Genomic DNA, 19,718 nt, shown 5'->3' with positions numbered 1-19,718 from the left:
AAAATGCTATATTTTTGATGTTTATCTGAATAATTTAGTTTTAATTGAATGAAATCGAAGAAAATACTAGTCTGGTTCAGAAATGATCTTCGTTTACACGACAATGAGATGTTGGTAGAGGCGATCGCTAAGTCGGACAGTATCCTGCCTGTTTATTTTTTTGATCCCAGCCATTTTGAGTATACGGAAGAGGGAAAAATAAACGCAGAAAATAATAGCGTTCAGTTCTTAATACAAAGTGTGGCTGCGTTACGTAATTCCCTTCAGCGCATTGGCGGAAATCTGTTAATTATTAATGGCAGTCCTGAAGATCGTATGCCCGCCCTGGTAGAGCAGTATGAAATTTCTGAAGTTTATCACCACAGAGAGGTGGCAACTAAAGAAACAACAGTATCATCTAATGTGGAAGATCTGTTATGGAAACTAAGGATCAACCTGAAACATTTTATCGGTCATACTTTATACAATAAAGAGGACCTTCCTTTTCCTATTAAAGATATTCCTGATGTTTTTGCGCAGTTTAAAAAGAAAACAGAGCGCGATGCCATCGTAAAAGGCTGTTTCTTATCCCCGGAGACAATTAATCTGGTCGATATTGAAGACTGGGGTGAATTTCCGGACCACTCTTCATTGATTTCACCCGATCTGATTGGTGGGGAAGAAGAAGGGATCAGGCATTTGAATGGATTATTTGAAGAAGGCGCAGAGATATATGCCAGACATAACAGCAGAGCAGCAAATGCTGATAAATATGTTTTTTCTTCAAAACTATCACCCTGGCTTGCTTTAGGTTGTTTGTCGCCGAGGAAAGTATATTGGGCAGTAAAGAATGCAGAGCGAAAATTTGGCACAAATCCTAATTTTACCCATCTGATTCTGGGTTTACTCTGGCGGGATTATTTTAGATTCATGTTTAAAAAACATCATGTCAATTTCTTTACAGATATGATAAGCGATGTTCAGCATTCGCTGAGCGCAGAGGCTTATGATCATCAGCTAAAACAATGGAAAGACGGAAATACCGGACATCGTTTGGTAGATCAGCATATGGCTGAACTCAATCAATCTGGTTTTATTTCTCATGCAAGCCGTTTGCTGGTTGCTACTTTCCTGGTTCACGTAGCAAAACTGAACTGGATAGACGGAGCAATTTATTTTGAGCAGAAATTAATTGACTATTCTCCCGCGAGTAACTGGGGCAATTGGGCCAATGTAGCCAATGGCGGTAAAGATCCACGTTTTAAAAATGCATTCGATCTGGATAAACACATTAAACTGCTTGACCAGGAAATTTATGATCCTTCATCAGCCTCTGCATAAGGTAGTTTAAGAAAAAAAATATTGTTTTTTATAGAGTTGAACAGAGAGGTATTTAAGAACAATTTTGTTTAACTATTGTTGTCAGATTAACGTGAAGAAATTTTCAATCAGTGATATCGAAAACTTGATAGGTATAAAAGCACATACCATCAGGGCATGGGAGGCAAGGTATAATCTGGTACCTCCTAAAAGAACGCCTACCAATATCAGGTTTTATGATGAAGATGATTTGAAGCTGCTGTTGAATATTGTAACGCTGAATGAAAAGGGCTATAAGATCAGCCGGATCGCGAAGATGGACAAAAAGCAGATTGCCGATTTGGTTTTACAGTTTCAGGCCGATTGGAATAACGATACTGTACAGGTTCTTCATTTGTCTGACGCCATACTCAAATACGATGAAATTGCATTCTCAGAAATACTTTCAGGTTGTATCGAGGAGATGGGATTGATTAAAACAATGGACCTGGTGCTTTTTCCGCTGATGAAAAAAACGGGGATGTTATGGCAAACCGGTGCTATTGATCCATCACATGAACATTTTGCTTCCAATCTGATCAGGGATAAGTTGATTGTAGAGATCGATAAGGTGGTGAAACCGGTGAAAGATAAGCCTAAAAGATTTTTGTTGTTTCTTCCTGAAATGGAAATGCATGAGACTGGCCTTCTTTTTGCACGTTACCTATTGAAGAAATGCGGGATGGATACACTTTACCTGGGGCAGGAAATTCCTTATGCCGACGTTAAAAAAGTAGTTACGGCTTATCGGCCTGATTATGCCTTTGTGGTCTTAACGTCGCTTAATCTGGGGAAGGATATCAATAAAATAATTACCAAAGTAATGGATCATCTGGATATTCCCTTATTGGTTGCCGGTAGTTTAATCTCGGAATTCGATATATTGGTTCATAATCAGCTTAAGCCGCTTAAAAACGTTTGCGATATCGTTGATTTTCTTGAAGAATTATAACTGTTTTTAAAGGTAAAATCCTAATTTTGCCGTACTTATATCAACTCATACACAATGGATAATTTATCTTATCTCAACGGCGCAAATGCCGAATACATCGATTCCATCTATCAAACTTATAAACAAGATGCAAATGCAGTTGAATTCGGCTGGCAGAAATTTTTTGAAGGATTTGATTTTGGAAGAGGAGCGGATGCTGGCGCAGTCAGCGAAGTGACCCCTGAACAATTTTTAAAAGAAGTCAATGTTTTAAACCTTATCAACGGATATCGTCAGCGCGGGCATCTTTTTACACATACTAACCCTGTAAGGGAGAGACGCCATCATTTACCCACTCTTGATATTGAGAATTTTGGACTGAGTGCGGCTGATCTGGATACTGTTTTTAATTCCGGCGTTGAACTGGGCATTGGTGCGGCAAAACTAAGTGATATTGTTGCTTTCCTGACCAAAACCTATTGCAGGTCTATCGGTGCGGAGTACAAATTTGTGCGTACGCCTGAGGTTTTAAGCTGGATTGAAAATAAAATGGAGAGTGTGCAGAATACACCAAATTTCTCCATTGAGGAAAAAAGAAGAATCCTGAAAAAATTAAACGAGGCAGTTAGTTTTGAGAACTTTTTAGGCACCAAGTTTCTTGGACAGAAGCGCTTTTCATTAGAAGGTGCTGAAGCTTTAATTCCGGCGCTGGATTCAGTGATCGAAAAAGGCTCTAATATGGGGATTGAAGAATTTGTAATTGGTATGGCGCACAGGGGACGTTTAAACGTTCTGGCCAATATCATGCAAAAAACCTATAAAGATATTTTTGCTGAATTTGAAGGTAAAGGTTATAGTGCAGAATCTCCTTTCGGTGGTGATGTGAAGTATCACCTCGGTTACTCTACAGATGTAACCACTAACGAAGGGAAAAATGTTCACCTGAGCCTTTGTCCTAATCCATCCCACCTGGAAACAGTAAATGGTGTGGTTGAAGGAATGACACGTTCAAAGATCGACTTTAAATACGGAGGTGATGATTCACGTATCGCACCGATCCTTATCCATGGTGACGCTTCTGTTGCTGGTCAGGGTATTGTATATGAAGTGATCCAGATGGCTGGTTTGGATGGTTATAAAACCGGTGGAACTATTCACCTGGTGATCAATAACCAGATTGGATTTACCACAAATTATAAAGACGGACGTACCAGTACTTATTGTACTGATATTGCTAAAGTTACCCTTTCTCCTGTGTTCCATGTGAACGGGGATGATGTAGAGGCTTTGGTATATGCCATCAACCTGGCTATGGAATACCGTCAGAAATATAAAAATGATGTATTCATTGATATCCTGTGTTACCGCAGATTTGGACATAATGAGGCAGATGAGCCTAAGTTTACTCAGCCTTTATTGTATAAACTGATTGAGCAGCATGCTAATCCAAGGGATATTTATATTAAACAGCTGATTGGAGAAGGTAAACTGGAAGCCAGTCTGGCCAAAGAAATGGAAGCTGAGTTTCGCGGAATTTTACAGGAACGGTTGAATGAAGCGAAAGAGCTGACCTCTACTTATCAGGCAGTGAAATTTGCCGGTGCCTGGTCTGATATGCGTATTGCCAGTGCAGAAGATTTTGTGGTTTCACCTGATACATCCGTTAAGAAAAGTACGCTGCTGGAGATAGCAAAACGAATCAGCACTTTGCCAGCAGATAAAAAGTTCTTCAAGAAGATTGAGAAGTTGTTTGCCGACCGTAATAAGATGGCTACTGAAACACATGTTTTTGATTGGGCAATGGGCGAGCAATTGGCGTATGCAACTATACTGACTGAAGGCAAGAGAGTTCGCCTGAGTGGTCAGGATGTAGAACGTGGTACTTTTTCTCACCGTCATGCTGTGTTAACCCTGGAAGATTCTGAAGAGGAATATATCCCGTTAGCAAATCTTTCAGATCAGCAGGCTCCTTTTGATATTTATAATTCTCATTTATCTGAATATGGTGTTTTAGGTTTTGAGTACGGTTATGCAATGGCCAATCCAAATGCATTAACTATTTGGGAAGCACAGTTTGGTGATTTCTTTAATGGTGCACAGATTGTGGTTGACCAGTATATTGCCAGTGCTGAAACTAAATGGCAGCGTGAAAACGGATTAGTGATGTTATTACCACATGGTTATGAAGGCCAGGGACCCGAACATTCATCTGCAAGGATTGAGCGTTTTATGGAACTATGTGCTGATTACAATATGCAGGTAACCAATTGTTCTACTCCAGCTAACTTTTTCCATGCCATCCGCCGTCAGTTTAAACGTGATTTCAGAAAGCCATTAATCGTTTTTACTCCTAAAAGCTTGTTGCGTCATCCAATGTGTGTTTCACCACTGGAAGATTTTACTGAAGGTAAATTCAAAGAAGTGATTGATGATGCCAATGTGAAAGCGAATGAAGTAAACAGGGTGCTTTTCTGCAGTGGCAAGATCTATTATGAATTGCTGGAAAAACAACAGCGTGAGCAGATCAAAAATGTAGCAATCGTTCGTGTAGAACAGTTGTATCCTACGCCGCTGGCGCAGATGGAGACTGTTTACAAAGGCTATAAAAATGCTAAGGAAGCCATCTGGGTTCAGGAAGAACCTGAGAATATGGGAGCATGGCCTTACCTGCTGCGTAAAACAAGAAAAACGGTATTTGCAGCTATTGAAGTAATTTCAAGAAAAGAAAGTAGCAGTACTGCATCTGGTTTTGCTAAACAGCATGCAGATCAGCAGGCTTATATTCTGGCTAAGGCTTTCGAAACGTCTGTTTCGGAAACAGACAAGAAAATAGCTAAGAAATCAGTGAATAAAGTATATAACGTAGATTAGAAAATATAATACATCAATTATGAGTCTAGAAATAAAAGTTCCACCAGTAGGAGAGTCAATTACCGAAGTTGTTTTGTCGCAATGGCTAAAGCACGACGGTGATACAGTGGAAATGGATGAAGTAATAGCGGAACTGGAATCTGATAAAGCAACTTTTGAGTTAACCGCTGAGAAAGCCGGAACTTTAAAAACTATAGCAAATGAAGGTGATACTTTAGCTATAGGAGCAGTAGTTTGTAGTATTGAAGAAGGCGGAGCTGCCGCCCCAATAGTAGCAGCGGCACCTGTTGAAGAGAAAGCGCTCGTTGCAGCGGATAAACAGGCTGCCCCGGTAGCTGAAAAATCTGGTGACAGCTATGCAACAGGAACCCCTTCACCTGCAGCAGGAAAGATTTTAGCAGAAAAAGGCGTTGATGCCGGAACTGTTAAAGGATCTGGCGTTGATGGAAGGATTACTAAAGAGGATGCACTGAATGCTGCTAAACCAGCAGCAGCCCCTGCTCCTGCATCAAAACCAGCAGTAACGGCTGCCCCGGTTGCAGTTGCTGGTGCAAGAAATGAACGCAGGGAAAAAATGTCTCCATTGCGCAAAACAGTGGCTAAACGTTTAGTGGCCGTTAAAAATGAAACAGCAATGTTAACCACGTTTAACGAGGTGAACATGAAACCGATCATGGACCTGCGCGGAAAATATAAAGATCAGTTTAAGGAAAAATATGGTGTAGGCTTAGGCTTCATGAGTTTCTTTACAAAAGCTGTTTGCGAAGCAATGAAAGATTTCCCGGCCGTTAATGCGCGTATTGATGGTGATGCGGTAATTTTTAATGATTTTGTTGATATTTCTATTGCAGTTTCTGCACCTAAAGGATTGGTAGTGCCAATCATTAGAAACGCGGAAAGCATGACCCTTGCCCAGATCGAGAAATCGGTAATTGAACTGGCTACTAAAGCACGTGACAGCAAATTGACTATTGAAGAGATGACCGGCGGAACGTTTACAATTACTAATGGTGGTGTATTTGGCTCCATGATGTCAACCCCGATCATTAATGCTCCGCAGTCTGCAATTTTAGGTATGCACAATATCATTGAGCGTCCTATTGCAGAGAAAGGCGAAGTAGTTATTCGTCCGATGATGTACCTGGCCTTGTCTTATGATCACCGTATCATCGATGGCAGAGAGTCTGTTGGCTTTTTGGTAAGGGTAAAACAATTACTGGAAGATCCAGCCCGTCTATTATTAGGGGTATAGTATAAAAAAATAAATGGGAAAAGCCTGTTGATTATTCAACAGGCTTTTTTTATGACATTTGTATTAAATGTAGATTAAAATTCTTAATATTCAATTATTGTTTTAACATATTTTAACGGTTATTCGTATGTTTGTTTTGTGAAAAAACGTTACATATTGGTGCTGTTACTCTTTGTTGGTCAAAAGATTAAAGCACAAGAAAATACAAATATGCCAGATGGCGATGTAGTTATCGGCAAGAGCCTCTTCTCTAATGAAGTTAAGCGGGATTTCTCCAGAAAAGGGGATTTTTATGTTCACTGGGGATATAATCACTCTTACTATGATAAGAGTGATATCAATTTTAAAGGGCCTGGTTATGACTTCACTTTAAAAAGTGTGGTTGCACATGACAGACAATCTCCATTGGCCTGGAATTATTTGAATCCCGGACTGATCACTGAACCCCAATATAATCTTCGTGTAGGCTATTTTATTAAAGATAATTACAGTGTTTCCATAGGATGGGACCACATGAAATATGTAGTGGATATTCCTCAAAGTATAGCCACTTATGGTACTATAGGTTCTGAGATCTCTACTCCTTCTGTTCCTACAGGAAGTTTTGCGGGCACTTATAACGGACAAAAGCTTAACTGGACCAGCGATCAGTTACGTTATGAGCATACGGATGGATTTAATTATCTGAATGCGCAAATTGAACGTTATGATGATATCTGGGTAGCACCTTCGCATGAAACTTCGCTGACCCTTGAAACAGGTATAGGTGGTGGGCCAATGATCCCAAGAACAGATGCACATTTGTTTGATCAGGGACGTAATAACCACTGGAATGTTGCTGGTTTCGGCGTGTCGGCTGAAATGGGGTTGAAATTCTATGTCAGTAAACACCTTTATTTCCAGAATACAACGAAGGTTGGATACGTTAACTTAAAAAATGTACATACCACAGGAAGAGATAATATAGATAAAGCCAGCCAGAAGATCAATTTTGTAGAAAACCTATTTGCTATAGGATACGAGTTTAAATAAATCAGCATGCTTGCATGTAATTTTAAAATGTAAAAAAGCCGCCTGACATCTTTTAAGATGAGGCGGCTTTTTACGTTTACCTGGGTTATTTTACAGTAACATGGTAGAGTATGGTATTGTATTGATTGATGACACCTGCATCAGTGCTTATAATTGTTAAAGGAAGGACATCTGTAGTTAGGATCGCACTGGTATTGAAATTTACCGTCACAGAACCGCTAGTTTGATTTGCCGGAACTGTGGCAGTTAGATCAGGAATTGTGTAATTGTTGGTAGACATTAATGTATAAACTGGTAGTCCTGCAGCGGCCTGTGCCGTATTGTAAGCTGTTAATGCTGCCGGATCAACTTTCAGGACAATATGTACTGCTGTAGACAAGGCTTTTGGTACGGAAACATTAACCAGTACGGGATAGGCTGTAAGTGTAGGCGAAGCAGCCAGGCTGATATCATTAAATTCTCCGTGATAAGCCACTGCAGGAAAATCAATAGTTGCACCTGCATCTTTAAAGTCTACGTAGGTTTTGTCTTTTAGACAGGAACTGAAGACAGTCATTGTTAATAAACAAAGAGCGACTGTTTTGATATGATTTTTGTATTTCATCTTTTAATTTTTTAAATTTTATTTAGCCCAAAATATCTTTGAAGAGAATTTATCAATAGTTCCTTCGGCACCAACGTTAGCTGCATTTGTCTGGTATTCGCTGGCAGGGTAATACAAACGGGTAATCTGATTGGGGGCATTTGCTCCCGGATAAACCGATAAGGGAATATCATCAGGATAACCTGTTCTGCGGAATTCGTTAAAAGCTTCCAGTGCGCCATAAGGATTGAGGGCAGCCCATTTTTGCACGATAATTGCTTTTTGTTGCTGAGCAGGTGTTCCTGCTACCGGGAAGGCAATGTTGGGCTGTGTATAATATGCAAGAGCTGCTGCATCAGGGTTGGTAACCAGGAGGTTTTCAAATGAAGCGGTGATACCTGCATTGTATAAGGTTTGTGCATTACCGCTGATCAAGCCTGTGCTTGCTGCCTCAGCTTGCAAAAATAATGCTTCCGGCGCTGACATGATGATAGCATTCATAGTAGGACTTTGTAAAACACCCGGACCTACACGGCTTGGAGTTAATCCGGCAGGAGTGGTAACTGTTGCACCAAATGGATCAGCAACCAGATTTCCTGAAGGATTGACAGCATAAACTTGTTTGGCACGCGGATCATTGTGGTTTAAATAGAAATTCACTCCGTAAGAGTTAGCCATGTAACTGGAATTGTTAGTCTGTGCACTTCCTGACTGTGTGTATCCATAGTTCATCCAAAGCGGGCTTTGTTCACCGCCATTCGCATCGCTATCTAAATAGCCTGGATTAACTGTTGCAGGATTCGTTGAATCCAGGTATCCTATCGCCGAGGTAGCAGCGACAGCACTTTTTAAAATGGCCGCTTTAGCAGTTAAGTTAGATTGTCTGATGGCGATTCTTAATTTCAGGGTGTTGGCAAACTTTAGCCAGTTTTGCATATTGCCACCATACATAATGTCTGATGTGCCTGGATTGGTAGCAGATGCAGGAGCATTCTGAATCATAACCATGGCAGCATCAAGTTGTTTAAGCAGGTCGTCATAGATCGCCGAGCCTTTATCATATTTAGGTGTCAGGCTTGCTGAAAATGCTTCCGTATAAGGAACATCATTATAGTTGTCAACCAGTTGTTCGAAATTAAAGGCAAGCATAATTTTGTCAATGGCGAGGTAATAGGGCTCTGTAGTTGATTTGCCCAATGCATTGTAATTTGATAAATTCAGATAGATCTTAGTCCACATATCAAAATTAGAACTGATAAACGCATATTGAACAAGTTGTAAAGCCCCACCGCCAGGACTATTTGACAGATATCCTATCCAGCAGGCATACATGGTATAACTGGTATAATAGTTTCCGCTGTTTGCTTTTGTATATCCATTGAGCACAGATGCTGTACCTGCTAAAGCTCCGGATAATAAAAGTCCGGGAGTAACAGCAATTGGCAAATTCGGGTTAGTAGACAATTCCAGATAATTCTTCTTGCAACCACTTGAAGTTATGGCGAATACAATGAATAAGACGGATATATATTTTTTCATGTTTTTTTTCATTAGAATATCAATGATTATTTATTTATGGGTGTTGAAACTATCATGATCGTTAACTCTTATTGTTTATTTGAATTCAAGAGCTTACCGGTCCCTTCCTAGCGTGAAGCAGGTTTTGAAAGATCATGATGATTCCATTAAAATGTTACATTAAGATTGGCTCCGAAAATTCTGGTTGGAGGAAGTTGATCCTGATCATTTATACCAACACTGTTGCCTGTGGTACGTGAGTATTCGGGATCTGTCCATGTATTTGTTTTAGGTCTCCACATCAGCAGGTTTCTGCCAAATAAAGCAAAGGATGCCCTTTTAATAAACTTGTACTTTTTAATATAAGAAGACAAATCAAAATTCAGATTGGCTTCACGTAATTTCCAGAATGCTCCGCTCGATACATAAGAACTTGCTGCTAAAGAATATCCACCGGAAGTCCAGAAGCCCAAATTACCATTAGCTACAGCTACGTTTGTGTTTGGGACATATACTCCGGGTGAAGTTTGTATGACCGAATTGGGGAATATAAAACGCGACCGTCCTGCCTGTGTAGAAAGATCCGATACGCCATCTCCTGTGGCAGACTGTAAGCCTTGGTTGAACTCTACATAGTCACCCCTGTATTCTTCCACTAATGTTAGGGTTACAGTTTTGTAGTTCACTGTTTGTGTTAAGCCCATAATATATTTTGGTGTAGTACGACCGAGGTCTACCAAAGAGGGATTTAAAGTCGTAGCGCCAGTTTTTGCATCAACTACCGGCCGTCCCTGTGGATCACGGATGATATCTGTTCCATATAAGGAAGGGAAAGACTGACCTACCACTGCAGCGGTGTATACGTTAGAGTAGCCGCCTGGAAGAACAACTGAAGATAATCCGTTAGTGAGTGAAATCACTTTTGAATCCTGAATAGCAAGGTTACCAGCCAGATTTAAACTCACTCCGTTTTTTGTTACCGGCAGCACCTGGAAATCAGCCTTAAATTCATAACCTGTATTTTGTACTTCTCCGATGTTTACCAAAGTAGTGCTGTAACCAGTTGATGCTGATGTAGAAATAGGGATAGTTTGGTTAGTTGTGTGGCTATTGTAGTAGGTGGCACTTAAATTTATCCTATTGTTGAAGAACCCAAGATCCGCACCAAACTCTAACTCTTTACTCAATTCAGGTTTAAGGTTAGCGTTGTTTAGTGTAGTACTCAGGCCTAATGCAGCTGAACTTCCGTAAGGAAAACCTGGGGCAGCAGTATAGGTATTATTAATGCTATAAGGACTGCTGGTTACTGAGCCCACCTGGCTGTAACTTGCCCTTAATTTACCGAAGGATATAACTTTACTGTCTTTTAAAGATGATACAGCCTGGGTAAAGATGAACGATCCTTTTACTGATGGATAGAAGAATGACCGGTTAGCAGCAGAAAGTCTCGAATCATGGTCATTACGAAGTGTACCTTCTAAAAAAGCATAATCTTTATAACCAATATTTCCATCAGCATAATAATCTACCTGTCTTATTTTTCCTTCCTGCGTACTTGTAGCTGGCACCCCAACAATACTTCCGACGTTGTAAAAACCATCTATCAGTAAACTTGTACTGTTATTCTGAATGTATTTGTAATTCTCCTGCCAAATTGTATTTCCTAATAACAGGTTTGTTTTGAAATCATCGAAAAAAGTTCTGTGAAAATTCATGACGATGTCCTGTTGTGTACGGGCATAACCCTGAGGACCTGCTAAAGCTGACCCATCGGCATTGAGTGAAGAAATGGAACCATCACCTGTTTGAGTGATATTTTGTACCTGGCCAGGAACGGTTGACTTTCCATAACTTGAGGCAATTGTGCCGCCTTCGTGTGTTGGGTCGCTTATGGCATATGCACTATAATTTACCTGTGAACGTGTAAATTGCTGATTCGCTGTGCCTGAGTTATTTGATAGGCGATAAGACACATTAAACCAGTCGGTTGGAGTTAACGTTCCGTTGATGTTGCCGTTGAATGTATTGGATACTGTATTATATCTCGAATTGTCAACAATCCAGTAGGGGTTAATTGCATAAGAATTGTAATAGGTATTCACATCACTGAAAGGAGCATTGATATTCTTGTAGCTTGTTAGCGGTACCCAGGATGGTGTATTTAGTAAAGTAGAATATAAAGTACTTCCTCCATCCAGGCTATTGCTTGTGTAACTATGGCCATAAGTACTGGTATTTTGCTGGGTAAAACCTGCGTTGAAGTCTGCTTTAAAGATTCCTGACGATTTGGTTCCCCCAACCCTGATTGCCGTTCTGTTGTACTTGTCATTGAGTACTACGCCTGTTCTGTCCAATCTGTTTGCAGATAAGTTGAAACTGTTATCGGCATCACCAGAAGCGTAGCTAAGATTGTTTTGTTCAGCAAAGCCTGTTTGAAAGAATGCCTTGCGCTGATCTTTTGCCTGATCTGCATATGGTACAGTTTGAACAGTGCCATCTTGCAGAGGTATACCCAATTGTGTCGGTGCGCCAGTATAGGCCGGCCCGTAAGATTGATTTTCATAAACAACAGGGGCGGTAATAAAGCCTGTTACCGGATCTACATAGGTAGACTGGCTTTCACCTCCATAACTTCCAAACTCATGTTGTAATTTAGGAAAGTACGAAATATTCTCCATCTGAAAATTCTGTGAATAAGTAATAGTAGGGGTTACGCTGCCACTGCCTTTTTTTGTAGTAATTACCAATGCACCATTGGATGCCTCAGAACCATAGAGGGCCGCGGCACCAGCTCCATTGAGGACGTTCACACTTTCAATATCGTCGGGACTAATAGTGTTTACCGCATCTGGCGAGATAGGTACACCATTCAGAACTACCAGTGCATAGTTGTTTCCCGTAATATGGCGACTTCCGCGTAAGGTAAAGCGGGTAGTGGGATTAATCCCGTTATTGACTGTGTTTACTACTAGTCCGGCTACCTTTGCTGTTAAGCCATTGGTAAAATTAGTTGGATGACTTTCTGTTAAACTTTTGCTATCAATGTTGGTAGCTGCAAAGCCTAGTTCCTTTGCCTGACGTTTAATGCCAAGCGCACCAGTTATCACCACTTCTCCCAACTGATGGCTATCAGGGATTAATAATACATTTAAGCTGGTCATTCCGCTGACTGGAATCTCCTGTGGTAAATAACCAATGTAGGTAAAGGTTAATGTTTTGTTTTTTGATGGTACAGCGATAGTAAATTTACCATTTTCTCCTGTTACTGCGCCAATTGTTGTGCCCGTTACCCTTACACTTACACCCGGGATAGGCTGGCCATCATCTTTTCCTTTAACAGTTCCTGTTAAGGTTGTGTTTTGCGCATACAGGCTTGTTCCGAAGAAAAGCAACAGGCACATGGTTAATTGTAGAATTCTTTTCACCCTAATGATTTTTGATTTAAATAATTATTCAAATTAATTTTACTCATTCATTGTTAATTTAATATTAACTAATGACATCTTGTTTAACTAAGTTTTAAATATGAATATTTTATTTATTCAAATCCAAATTTCTGTGAGATATTCCTGAATATTGATGTTCTACTCTAAATTGCTTTAATATTGTTGATTTAACGATTTATCTAAGTTAAATTCTGCTTATTTTCAATATCTCCTAGTTTATATTTCAGATATACTAAAATTCGTTGATGAATATTTTGGTAAATATTTTTTTAATTTTTATCATTAAAATATTTTAATTTAATTTTAATATGATTTTTTTATTAAAAACATGTTAATTCTGGTGTTTGTATATGTTTTTTGTATCTTTTTTGTTATTTTGTTGCTTTATTATATTATTTAGGTATTTTTTTTCTCCTGAAATATCGGCATAGTAAATCCTGCTGCTAAAAGTTAACTGCAAAAAAAAGCGTCTTATTAGTTTATAAGACGCTTTTTTATATGAGATACTGAATTATAATTTTGAAATGCTGCCAGAGCCGATAATGGTTTTCTTAACCACTGCATTACCACTGTAACGAATGCTACCCGAACCACTGATCACGGCTTCCAGTTTTTGATCGGCATGGATATATACATCGGCCGAACCGCTGATTTGCACACTTACCTGATCAACTGAAAAATTCTTGCCCTGGAAATTTCCAGAACCGCTTAAGGTAAGATTTGAGTCGCCTGCTTTACCTTTAAGAGCTAATGTTCCTGAACCACTGACTACCCCGGTGAATGACTTTACATTAGCTATCGCTGTCATGCTTCCTGATCCGCTAAGGGTGGTTACCAGTTCTGACGAACTATTAATTGCGTTTAGTGTTTCTAAACTTCCTGATCCACTCATGGTTAAAGAAGTAATTCTTCTTGCGGTAATATAAACAGTTACCGTAGATCTATTGTATTTTCTTGACCAGTCGTTCCATTTCGTTTTAGGTTTAATCGTCAGTATACCTTTCTCTACTTCTGTAGTTAAATCCGCAATTGCAGCCTGGTCTCCCTCCATTCGGATAGATTCTTTACTGCCCATGGTAACCTTTATGAGTAAGGGTCCGCCTGCGGCAATGCCCTTAAATTCACCTATAGTCCTTTCCTGACGGAGGTTCATTTTCCTTAATACAGGATTGCGGGCGTTAGCACCAAAGCTGAATGTTAATGCAGTTAGCAGTAGCAACATGTTCAATTTTCTCATCGTGTTATTTTTTTATAAGGCGTTAGTTAATTTGATTAGTTGCATGAATTTAAAAATATTATTCTCCCTTCTTCAAAAAAACATAAAAATTTGGATCTACTTTAAAGTTGGTATCATTGATGTCTGTTACATTAACTTCTTTCCACTGCGCAGTAGGATAGATCAATTTAAAAACATCTGGTTGAAGTGTTACCTTAACCGGCATGTCAAAGCCTTGCACACTAGCCGTCCAGCGGTAGAAAAGCTTCCCGTTAGTGACATGATATTCGAGTACCGGAACCTGCACGGTTCTTAAATATTGGTCGAATATCTTATTCAGTTTTAAACCGCTTTCTTTGGATATATAATTTTCAATCTGTGCTGAGGTAACTGTTTGATGATAAAATGTTTTGTTGAGCCCTCTCAATATATTTCTGAATTTCTCATCATTCTGGATAAGCTGTCTGATCGTATGGATCATATTGGCCCCTTTATAATACATATCTCCGGAACCTTCTTTATTCACCCCATAAGTACCGATGATTGGACTGTCATTTCGGATGTTTTTCCTGATGCCTACTACATAGGCTGTACTTGCTTCTTTTCCGTATTGTGATTCGAGAAATAGTGATTCAGAATAGTTGGTGAAACTTTCATGGACCCACATATCGGCGATATCTTTGGCAGTAATGTTGTTTCCAAACCATTCGTGCCCGCTTTCATGGACAGTAATAAAATCAAATTTTAGTCCCCATCCTGTATGGGATAAGTCTTTTCCGAGGTAGCCCATCTTAAATTGATTTCCATAAGCCACAGCACTTTGATGTTCCATGCCCAGGTGAGGTGCTTCTACCAGTTTGTAGCCATCTTTATAAAAGGGATAAGGTCCAAACCAGTGTTCAAAGGATTTTAGCATTGGTTTTACATCAGCATCCCAATGCGGTTTTGCTAAAAGGCTATCTTCTTTCAATGACCAGAAGTCTATGCTGAGATTTCCATTTTCACCCTGATAATTGTCGGTCCAGTGTGCGTAGTTTCCAATATAGAAGGTGATATCATAATTATTGATCGGGTTTGCTACAAACCAGTTGTATTGCTGATAACCATCACCCTGATCAACAATGCTGCGCAAACGACCATTGGATATTTCCTTCAATTCTCCTTTAGGTATGCTGATGCTGATTAGCACGCTATCAACCTCGTCGCTTTGGTGATCTTTATTTGGCCACCATGAACTTGCTCCAAAGCCCTGACAGGCAACAGAAACCCATGGGTTTCCTGTTTTGTCTTTAGTGAAAATAAAACCGCCATCCCATGGTGGGTTACGGGCGATCACCGGATTTCCTGAATAAAAAACTTCGAATTTGTCTTTGGTTCCTTTTTTTATGGCTTTGGGAAAAGTAACAAATACGGCGTTAAATTCTCTTTTATAAGCAAGTTCCTGTCCTTTATATATGATTTTTGAAATTTCCAGGTTACTGAACAGATCAAACTGAAGCCTGGTAAAATCTGTTACGGCTGTAAAGTTAAATTCATTGCTGCCGCTGATGAATTTCCTGTCGATATCGATCTTTACGTTTAAGTGGTAATAGTTAATATCATAACAGGTGCGCAGCGGGGTAAGCTGTCCCCTTAAGCTATCAGCGCGGGAAAAGGTTTCCCGCTTGCTCATGAGCTGCGCACTGGCGCCGAGCGTAATAAAGAATATAAGGATAATGGCGGAAAAGAAGCTTTTCATCTTTTAATAATTAATAATTTAAGTTCAAATATAGGATATGCACTGTGCACCGCTAACCCATTTTAAAAACAATTTTATTACAATTAAAATGATTGTACCTTTAGCTGAGATAAAAGTTCCCTTCATGCCGCGTAATAAATTCAGTTTATCTTCTGTTCCATCGTACTTTACGCCAAAATTTCTTGCTTTTATTAAATTTGGAATTACAGGGGTATCCGGCCTGATCATCGATTTTGCACTCACCTGGACTTTTAAAGATGAGTTGAATTTCAATAAATTCCTGGCCAACGGGATAGGTTTTACAGCAGCTGTGATCAGTAATTATTTCATCAACCGAAACTGGACATTTAAGGATACCCAGGCAAAATCGGGTTTACAATTTACTGCTTTTGTTGGCGTTTCTGTTATTGGCCTGCTGCTCAATTCTGCGATTATCTTTTCACTGGATAACCTGCTTTACCTTAATTTTTATGTGAGTAAAGCTGCAGCCATTATCATCGTGTTTTTCTGGAACTTCAGTGCAAATTATTTCTTTGTTTTTAAGGCACAGAAAAAAGAAAATTCAATTTAAAAATCTATGCAGGAAGAACTTTCTGATCAGACAAAAAAGTGGCTTTACCTTTTCATTGGGTTTGCCGTGTTTCTGAATTTTACCGGTTTATTTGTTCCTGTAATGGGACCTGATGGTGCTTTATATGCGTCAATTGCTAAAAACATGGCGCAGCACAATAATTTTTCTGACTTATTTGTGGAGGGAAAAGACTGGCTGGACAAACCCCATTTTCCATTTTGGGTGTCTGCTGTTTTCTTTAAGTTTTTTGGTGTCGCTGGCTGGTCGTACAAGCTTCCCGGTATTTTGTTTGTTCTTTTGGCGGCTGCCTATACGTATAAATTAGCCAAAGCTTTATATACTGAGCAAGTGGCGCTATGGTCAGTTTTGATATTATTAACGTCACAGCATATTATCATCTGCACGATGGATGTTAGGGCGGAACCTTATTTAACAGGGCTGATTATAGCAAGTGTTTATCACTTCTACAAATCTCTGGGTAAAAAATGGTTTCTTCACTTGGTTATCGCCTGTTTTTTTGCTGCCTGTGCTGTGATGACAAAGGGTGTATTTGCGCTGATCCCTATAGGCGGAGCAATAGGGGGAGAGCTGCTGATTAAGAAGAACTGGAAAATGGTGTTCAACTTTAGATGGCCATTAGCGGTGATCCTGATCCTCATTTTTATTATCCCTGAACTCTATACCTTATATATCCAGTTTGATCTGCATCCTGAGAAAGTTATTTTTGGTCATCAGCAGGTATCGGGGATTAAGTTTTTCTTCTGGGATAGCCAGTTTGGTCGTTTCTTTAATAATGGGCCGATAAAAAAATCAAAAGGCGACCCCACCTTTTTTCTGCACACTACTTTGTGGGCCTTCCTGCCCTGGAGTTTGTTGCTTTATACAGCTATATTCCAGTTTTTTCGCCGGCATTTTAAAAAACCGGCCCAGGTTGAGTGGTATTGCATCTGTGGTTCGCTGCTCACTTTTCTGGTCTTTTCCCTATCTAAATTTCAGCTGCCGTTTTACATCACTATCGTATTTCCTTTCTTCTCTACTATTTGTGCGCAGTACCTGTGTAACCTTCAGTTAGAAAGTTCTGTGAAAGCAATCCGGATAGCCCAGACCTTTGTTGGCACTGTCATGGTGGTCCTGATCCTGGTTATACATTATTTTTTCCGTCCGGGAAATATGACGCTTTTAACGGATTTACTGTTATTGCTAACCTTAGTTTTATTTGTTGCTGTTACCCGTTCCTCTGCTAATGGACGATTTAAGGTTTTTTACCAGGTTTGTACAGCAGTATTCTTTGTAAACCTTTATTTTAACCTGGCCTATTATCCTAAGTTGCTCACTTATCAGGCTGATAGTGAAGCTGCTTTTTGGATCAATGATCACAATCCAAAAAACCTGGCTGTAGTGCAAAGCCGGATCGGTTTCGGTTTTGCGCTGGACTTTTATACCGATGCGCCGGTTTATTATAGCAGGAGCGGTGAAGAGTCACTATTGCCTCCAAAGCCATATCTGCTGTATGCTGATGCAGACCTCATAGACCAGTATGTAAAGCAGGGTGTATCCCTAAAAAGGCTTAAATCTTTTGATAGTTTCAGGATCACCAGGCTCAGCGGAAAATTTTTAAATCACGCCACCCGTAAAGAAACATTAAGCACCACAGAAGTTGTACTGATAAATTGACAGAATAAGCATAAACCGCTTTGCCGGGAATTTATTTCTTTCGGGGTTTATGCTTAACTTTGCACCACAAAATTTATCATTATGCAATACGACGTCGTTATTATTGGTTCTGGTCCTGGTGGTTATGTTAGCGCAATAAGATGTGCACAATTAGGCTTAAAAACAGCAGTTATAGAAAAATATAAAACTTTTGGCGGTACCTGCTTAAATGTAGGCTGTATTCCTTCAAAAGCATTGCTGGATTCTTCTGAGCATTATCATAATGCTGCACATACTTTTACTACCCATGGTATTGATCTGAAAGATCTTAAAGTAAATATGCCGCAAATGATTGCACGTAAAAATGATGTGGTTGCGCAGAATACGGCTGGTATCACCTACCTGTTTAAGAAAAATAAAATAGATAGTTTTGAAGGAGTAGGGTCTTTCGTTGATAAAAATACGATCAAAATCGTCAAAACTGACGGAAGTACAGAGACGATCACTTCAACAAATGTGGTAATTGCTACAGGATCTAAACCAACTGCTTTACCATTTTTGCCGATCGATAAAAAACGTATCATTACTTCAACAGAAGCCCTGAATATTACAGAAGTACCTAAAACGATGATCGTTATTGGTGGCGGCGTAATTGGTTTGGAATTGGGTTCTGTATATGCCCGTCTGGGTACTAAGGTTTCTGTTATAGAATATCTTCCTTCCCTGATTGCTACGATGGATGGCGGATTGGGTAAAGAACTGCAGCGTGTGCTGAAAAAATCATTGAACATGGAGTTTTTCATGGGACATAAGGTTACAGGTGCAACTGCTAAAGGTAAAACTGTAACAGTTACTGCACAGAATGCAAAGGGTGAAGACGTGAAAATGGAAGCTGATTATTGTATTGTTGCTGTTGGCCGTACTGCTTATACAGAAGGATTAGGATTAGAGAATATTGGTCTTAAAACTGAAGAACGCGGAAATAAAGTTCCTGTAAATGCACATCTGGAAACATCTGTTCCGGGAGTATATGCTATTGGTGATGTAATCAGTGGTGTAATGCTTGCTCATAAAGCAGAAGATGAAGGCGTTTATGTTGCTGAAACCATTGCGGGGCAAAAACCACATATCAATTATAACCTGATTCCTGGCGTAGTTTATACCTGGCCTGAAGTAGCTTCGGTAGGTGCTACTGAAGAACAGCTGAAAGAAAAAGGTGTTAAATATAAAACAGGTTCATTCCCGTTCAAAGCCAGCGGACGTGCCAAAGCCAGTATGGATACTGACGGTTTTGTGAAGGTGCTTGCAGATGAAGTTACTGACGAAGTTTTAGGCGTTCACATGATTGGCCCGCGTGCTGCCGATATGATCGCAGAAGCTGTGGTAGCTATGGAATATCGTGCGTCAGCAGAAGATATTGCAAGGATTTGTCATGCTCACCCAACTTATACAGAAGCGTTAAAAGAAGCAGCTATGGCTGCAACCGCTAACAGGGCTATTCATATTTAATTTTAAACTTCTGAACCATATTTAAATAAAAACCTGCAGAGATCCCTGCAGGTTTTTTAT

The 19,718-nt window shown here is 39.7% G+C and carries 13 protein-coding genes; 8 read left to right on the top strand and 5 right to left on the bottom strand.

Annotation, left to right across the window (positions count from 1 at the left end; genetic code table 11):
• The first annotated feature begins 48 nt into the window (after positions 1-48).
• From GSQ84_RS16095 to GSQ84_RS16075, 5 genes are all read left to right on the top strand, one after another.
• The gene (locus GSQ84_RS16095) at positions 49-1,320 is read left to right on the top strand and encodes a DASH family cryptochrome (protein ID WP_158798303.1); all 1,272 of its coding nucleotides are present in this window, start codon (positions 49-51) and stop codon (positions 1,318-1,320) included.
• Between the two features lie 91 nt (positions 1,321-1,411).
• Positions 1,412-2,290 (top strand): MerR family transcriptional regulator, encoded by an 879-nt coding sequence (locus tag GSQ84_RS16090; protein WP_158798302.1) that lies wholly within the window; start codon positions 1,412-1,414, stop codon positions 2,288-2,290.
• Positions 2,291-2,344: 54 nt separating this feature from the next.
• Positions 2,345-5,140, top strand: a complete 2,796-nt coding sequence (locus GSQ84_RS16085; protein WP_158798301.1) for a 2-oxoglutarate dehydrogenase E1 component — start codon at positions 2,345-2,347, stop codon at positions 5,138-5,140.
• Positions 5,141-5,159: 19 nt separating this feature from the next.
• On the top strand, positions 5,160-6,392 hold the full coding sequence (odhB, locus tag GSQ84_RS16080; protein WP_158798300.1) for a 2-oxoglutarate dehydrogenase complex dihydrolipoyllysine-residue succinyltransferase: 1,233 nt from the start codon (positions 5,160-5,162) through the stop codon (positions 6,390-6,392).
• Between the two features lie 138 nt (positions 6,393-6,530).
• The gene (locus GSQ84_RS16075) at positions 6,531-7,424 is read left to right on the top strand and encodes a hypothetical protein (RefSeq protein WP_174238672.1); all 894 of its coding nucleotides are present in this window, start codon (positions 6,531-6,533) and stop codon (positions 7,422-7,424) included.
• Between the two features lie 85 nt (positions 7,425-7,509).
• Here GSQ84_RS16075 and GSQ84_RS16070 read toward each other — a convergent pair whose 3' ends face one another.
• From GSQ84_RS16070 to GSQ84_RS16050, 5 genes are all read right to left on the bottom strand, one after another.
• Complete coding sequence (locus GSQ84_RS16070) at positions 7,510-8,028, bottom strand: DUF1735 domain-containing protein (protein WP_158798299.1); 519 nt, start codon at positions 8,026-8,028, stop codon at positions 7,510-7,512.
• A gap of 18 nt (positions 8,029-8,046) precedes the next feature.
• Positions 8,047-9,546, bottom strand: a complete 1,500-nt coding sequence (locus tag GSQ84_RS16065) for a SusD/RagB family nutrient-binding outer membrane lipoprotein (protein WP_158798298.1) — start codon at positions 9,544-9,546, stop codon at positions 8,047-8,049.
• A gap of 146 nt (positions 9,547-9,692) precedes the next feature.
• Positions 9,693-12,950, bottom strand: coding sequence for a SusC/RagA family TonB-linked outer membrane protein (locus tag GSQ84_RS16060; protein WP_158798297.1), 3,258 nt, complete (start codon positions 12,948-12,950; stop codon positions 9,693-9,695).
• 532 nt (positions 12,951-13,482) lie between these two features.
• Positions 13,483-14,208, bottom strand: coding sequence for a head GIN domain-containing protein (locus tag GSQ84_RS16055; RefSeq protein ID WP_158798296.1), 726 nt, complete (start codon positions 14,206-14,208; stop codon positions 13,483-13,485).
• A gap of 58 nt (positions 14,209-14,266) precedes the next feature.
• Positions 14,267-15,925: a M1 family metallopeptidase gene (locus GSQ84_RS16050; RefSeq protein WP_158798295.1), complete on the bottom strand. Its 1,659-nt coding sequence runs from the start codon at positions 15,923-15,925 to the stop codon at positions 14,267-14,269.
• A gap of 124 nt (positions 15,926-16,049) precedes the next feature.
• Between GSQ84_RS16050 and GSQ84_RS16045 the strand changes: the two genes are divergently transcribed.
• From GSQ84_RS16045 to lpdA, 3 genes are all read left to right on the top strand, one after another.
• Complete coding sequence (locus GSQ84_RS16045; protein WP_158798294.1) at positions 16,050-16,496, top strand: GtrA family protein; 447 nt, start codon at positions 16,050-16,052, stop codon at positions 16,494-16,496.
• A 6-nt stretch (positions 16,497-16,502) separates the two neighbouring features.
• Positions 16,503-18,170: a glycosyltransferase family 39 protein gene (locus GSQ84_RS16040; RefSeq protein ID WP_158798293.1), complete on the top strand. Its 1,668-nt coding sequence runs from the start codon at positions 16,503-16,505 to the stop codon at positions 18,168-18,170.
• Positions 18,171-18,251: 81 nt separating this feature from the next.
• Positions 18,252-19,658, top strand: coding sequence for a dihydrolipoyl dehydrogenase (gene lpdA / locus GSQ84_RS16035; protein ID WP_158798292.1), 1,407 nt, complete (start codon positions 18,252-18,254; stop codon positions 19,656-19,658).
• Positions 19,659-19,718 lie beyond the last annotated feature (60 nt).

It is taken from the genome of Pedobacter sp. L105 (assembly GCF_009765875.1).
GTDB lineage: Bacteria > Bacteroidota > Bacteroidia > Sphingobacteriales > Sphingobacteriaceae > Pedobacter.
This window is presented reverse-complemented; position numbering and strand designations above follow the sequence as displayed.

Coding starts and splice junctions, on each gene's coding strand:
- GSQ84_RS16065 (WP_158798298.1), bottom strand. CDS start 9,546: ATGAAAAAATATATATCCGTCTTATTCATTGTATTCGCCATAACTTCA.
- GSQ84_RS16095 (WP_158798303.1), top strand. CDS start 49: ATGAAATCGAAGAAAATACTAGTCTGGTTCAGAAATGATCTTCGTTTA.
- odhB (WP_158798300.1), top strand. CDS start 5,160: ATGAGTCTAGAAATAAAAGTTCCACCAGTAGGAGAGTCAATTACCGAA.
- lpdA (WP_158798292.1), top strand. CDS start 18,252: ATGCAATACGACGTCGTTATTATTGGTTCTGGTCCTGGTGGTTATGTT.
- GSQ84_RS16050 (WP_158798295.1), bottom strand. CDS start 15,925: ATGAAAAGCTTCTTTTCCGCCATTATCCTTATATTCTTTATTACGCTC.
- GSQ84_RS16040 (WP_158798293.1), top strand. CDS start 16,503: ATGCAGGAAGAACTTTCTGATCAGACAAAAAAGTGGCTTTACCTTTTC.
- GSQ84_RS16085 (WP_158798301.1), top strand. CDS start 2,345: ATGGATAATTTATCTTATCTCAACGGCGCAAATGCCGAATACATCGAT.
- GSQ84_RS16070 (WP_158798299.1), bottom strand. CDS start 8,028: ATGAAATACAAAAATCATATCAAAACAGTCGCTCTTTGTTTATTAACA.
- GSQ84_RS16045 (WP_158798294.1), top strand. CDS start 16,050: ATGCCGCGTAATAAATTCAGTTTATCTTCTGTTCCATCGTACTTTACG.
- GSQ84_RS16055 (WP_158798296.1), bottom strand. CDS start 14,208: ATGAGAAAATTGAACATGTTGCTACTGCTAACTGCATTAACATTCAGC.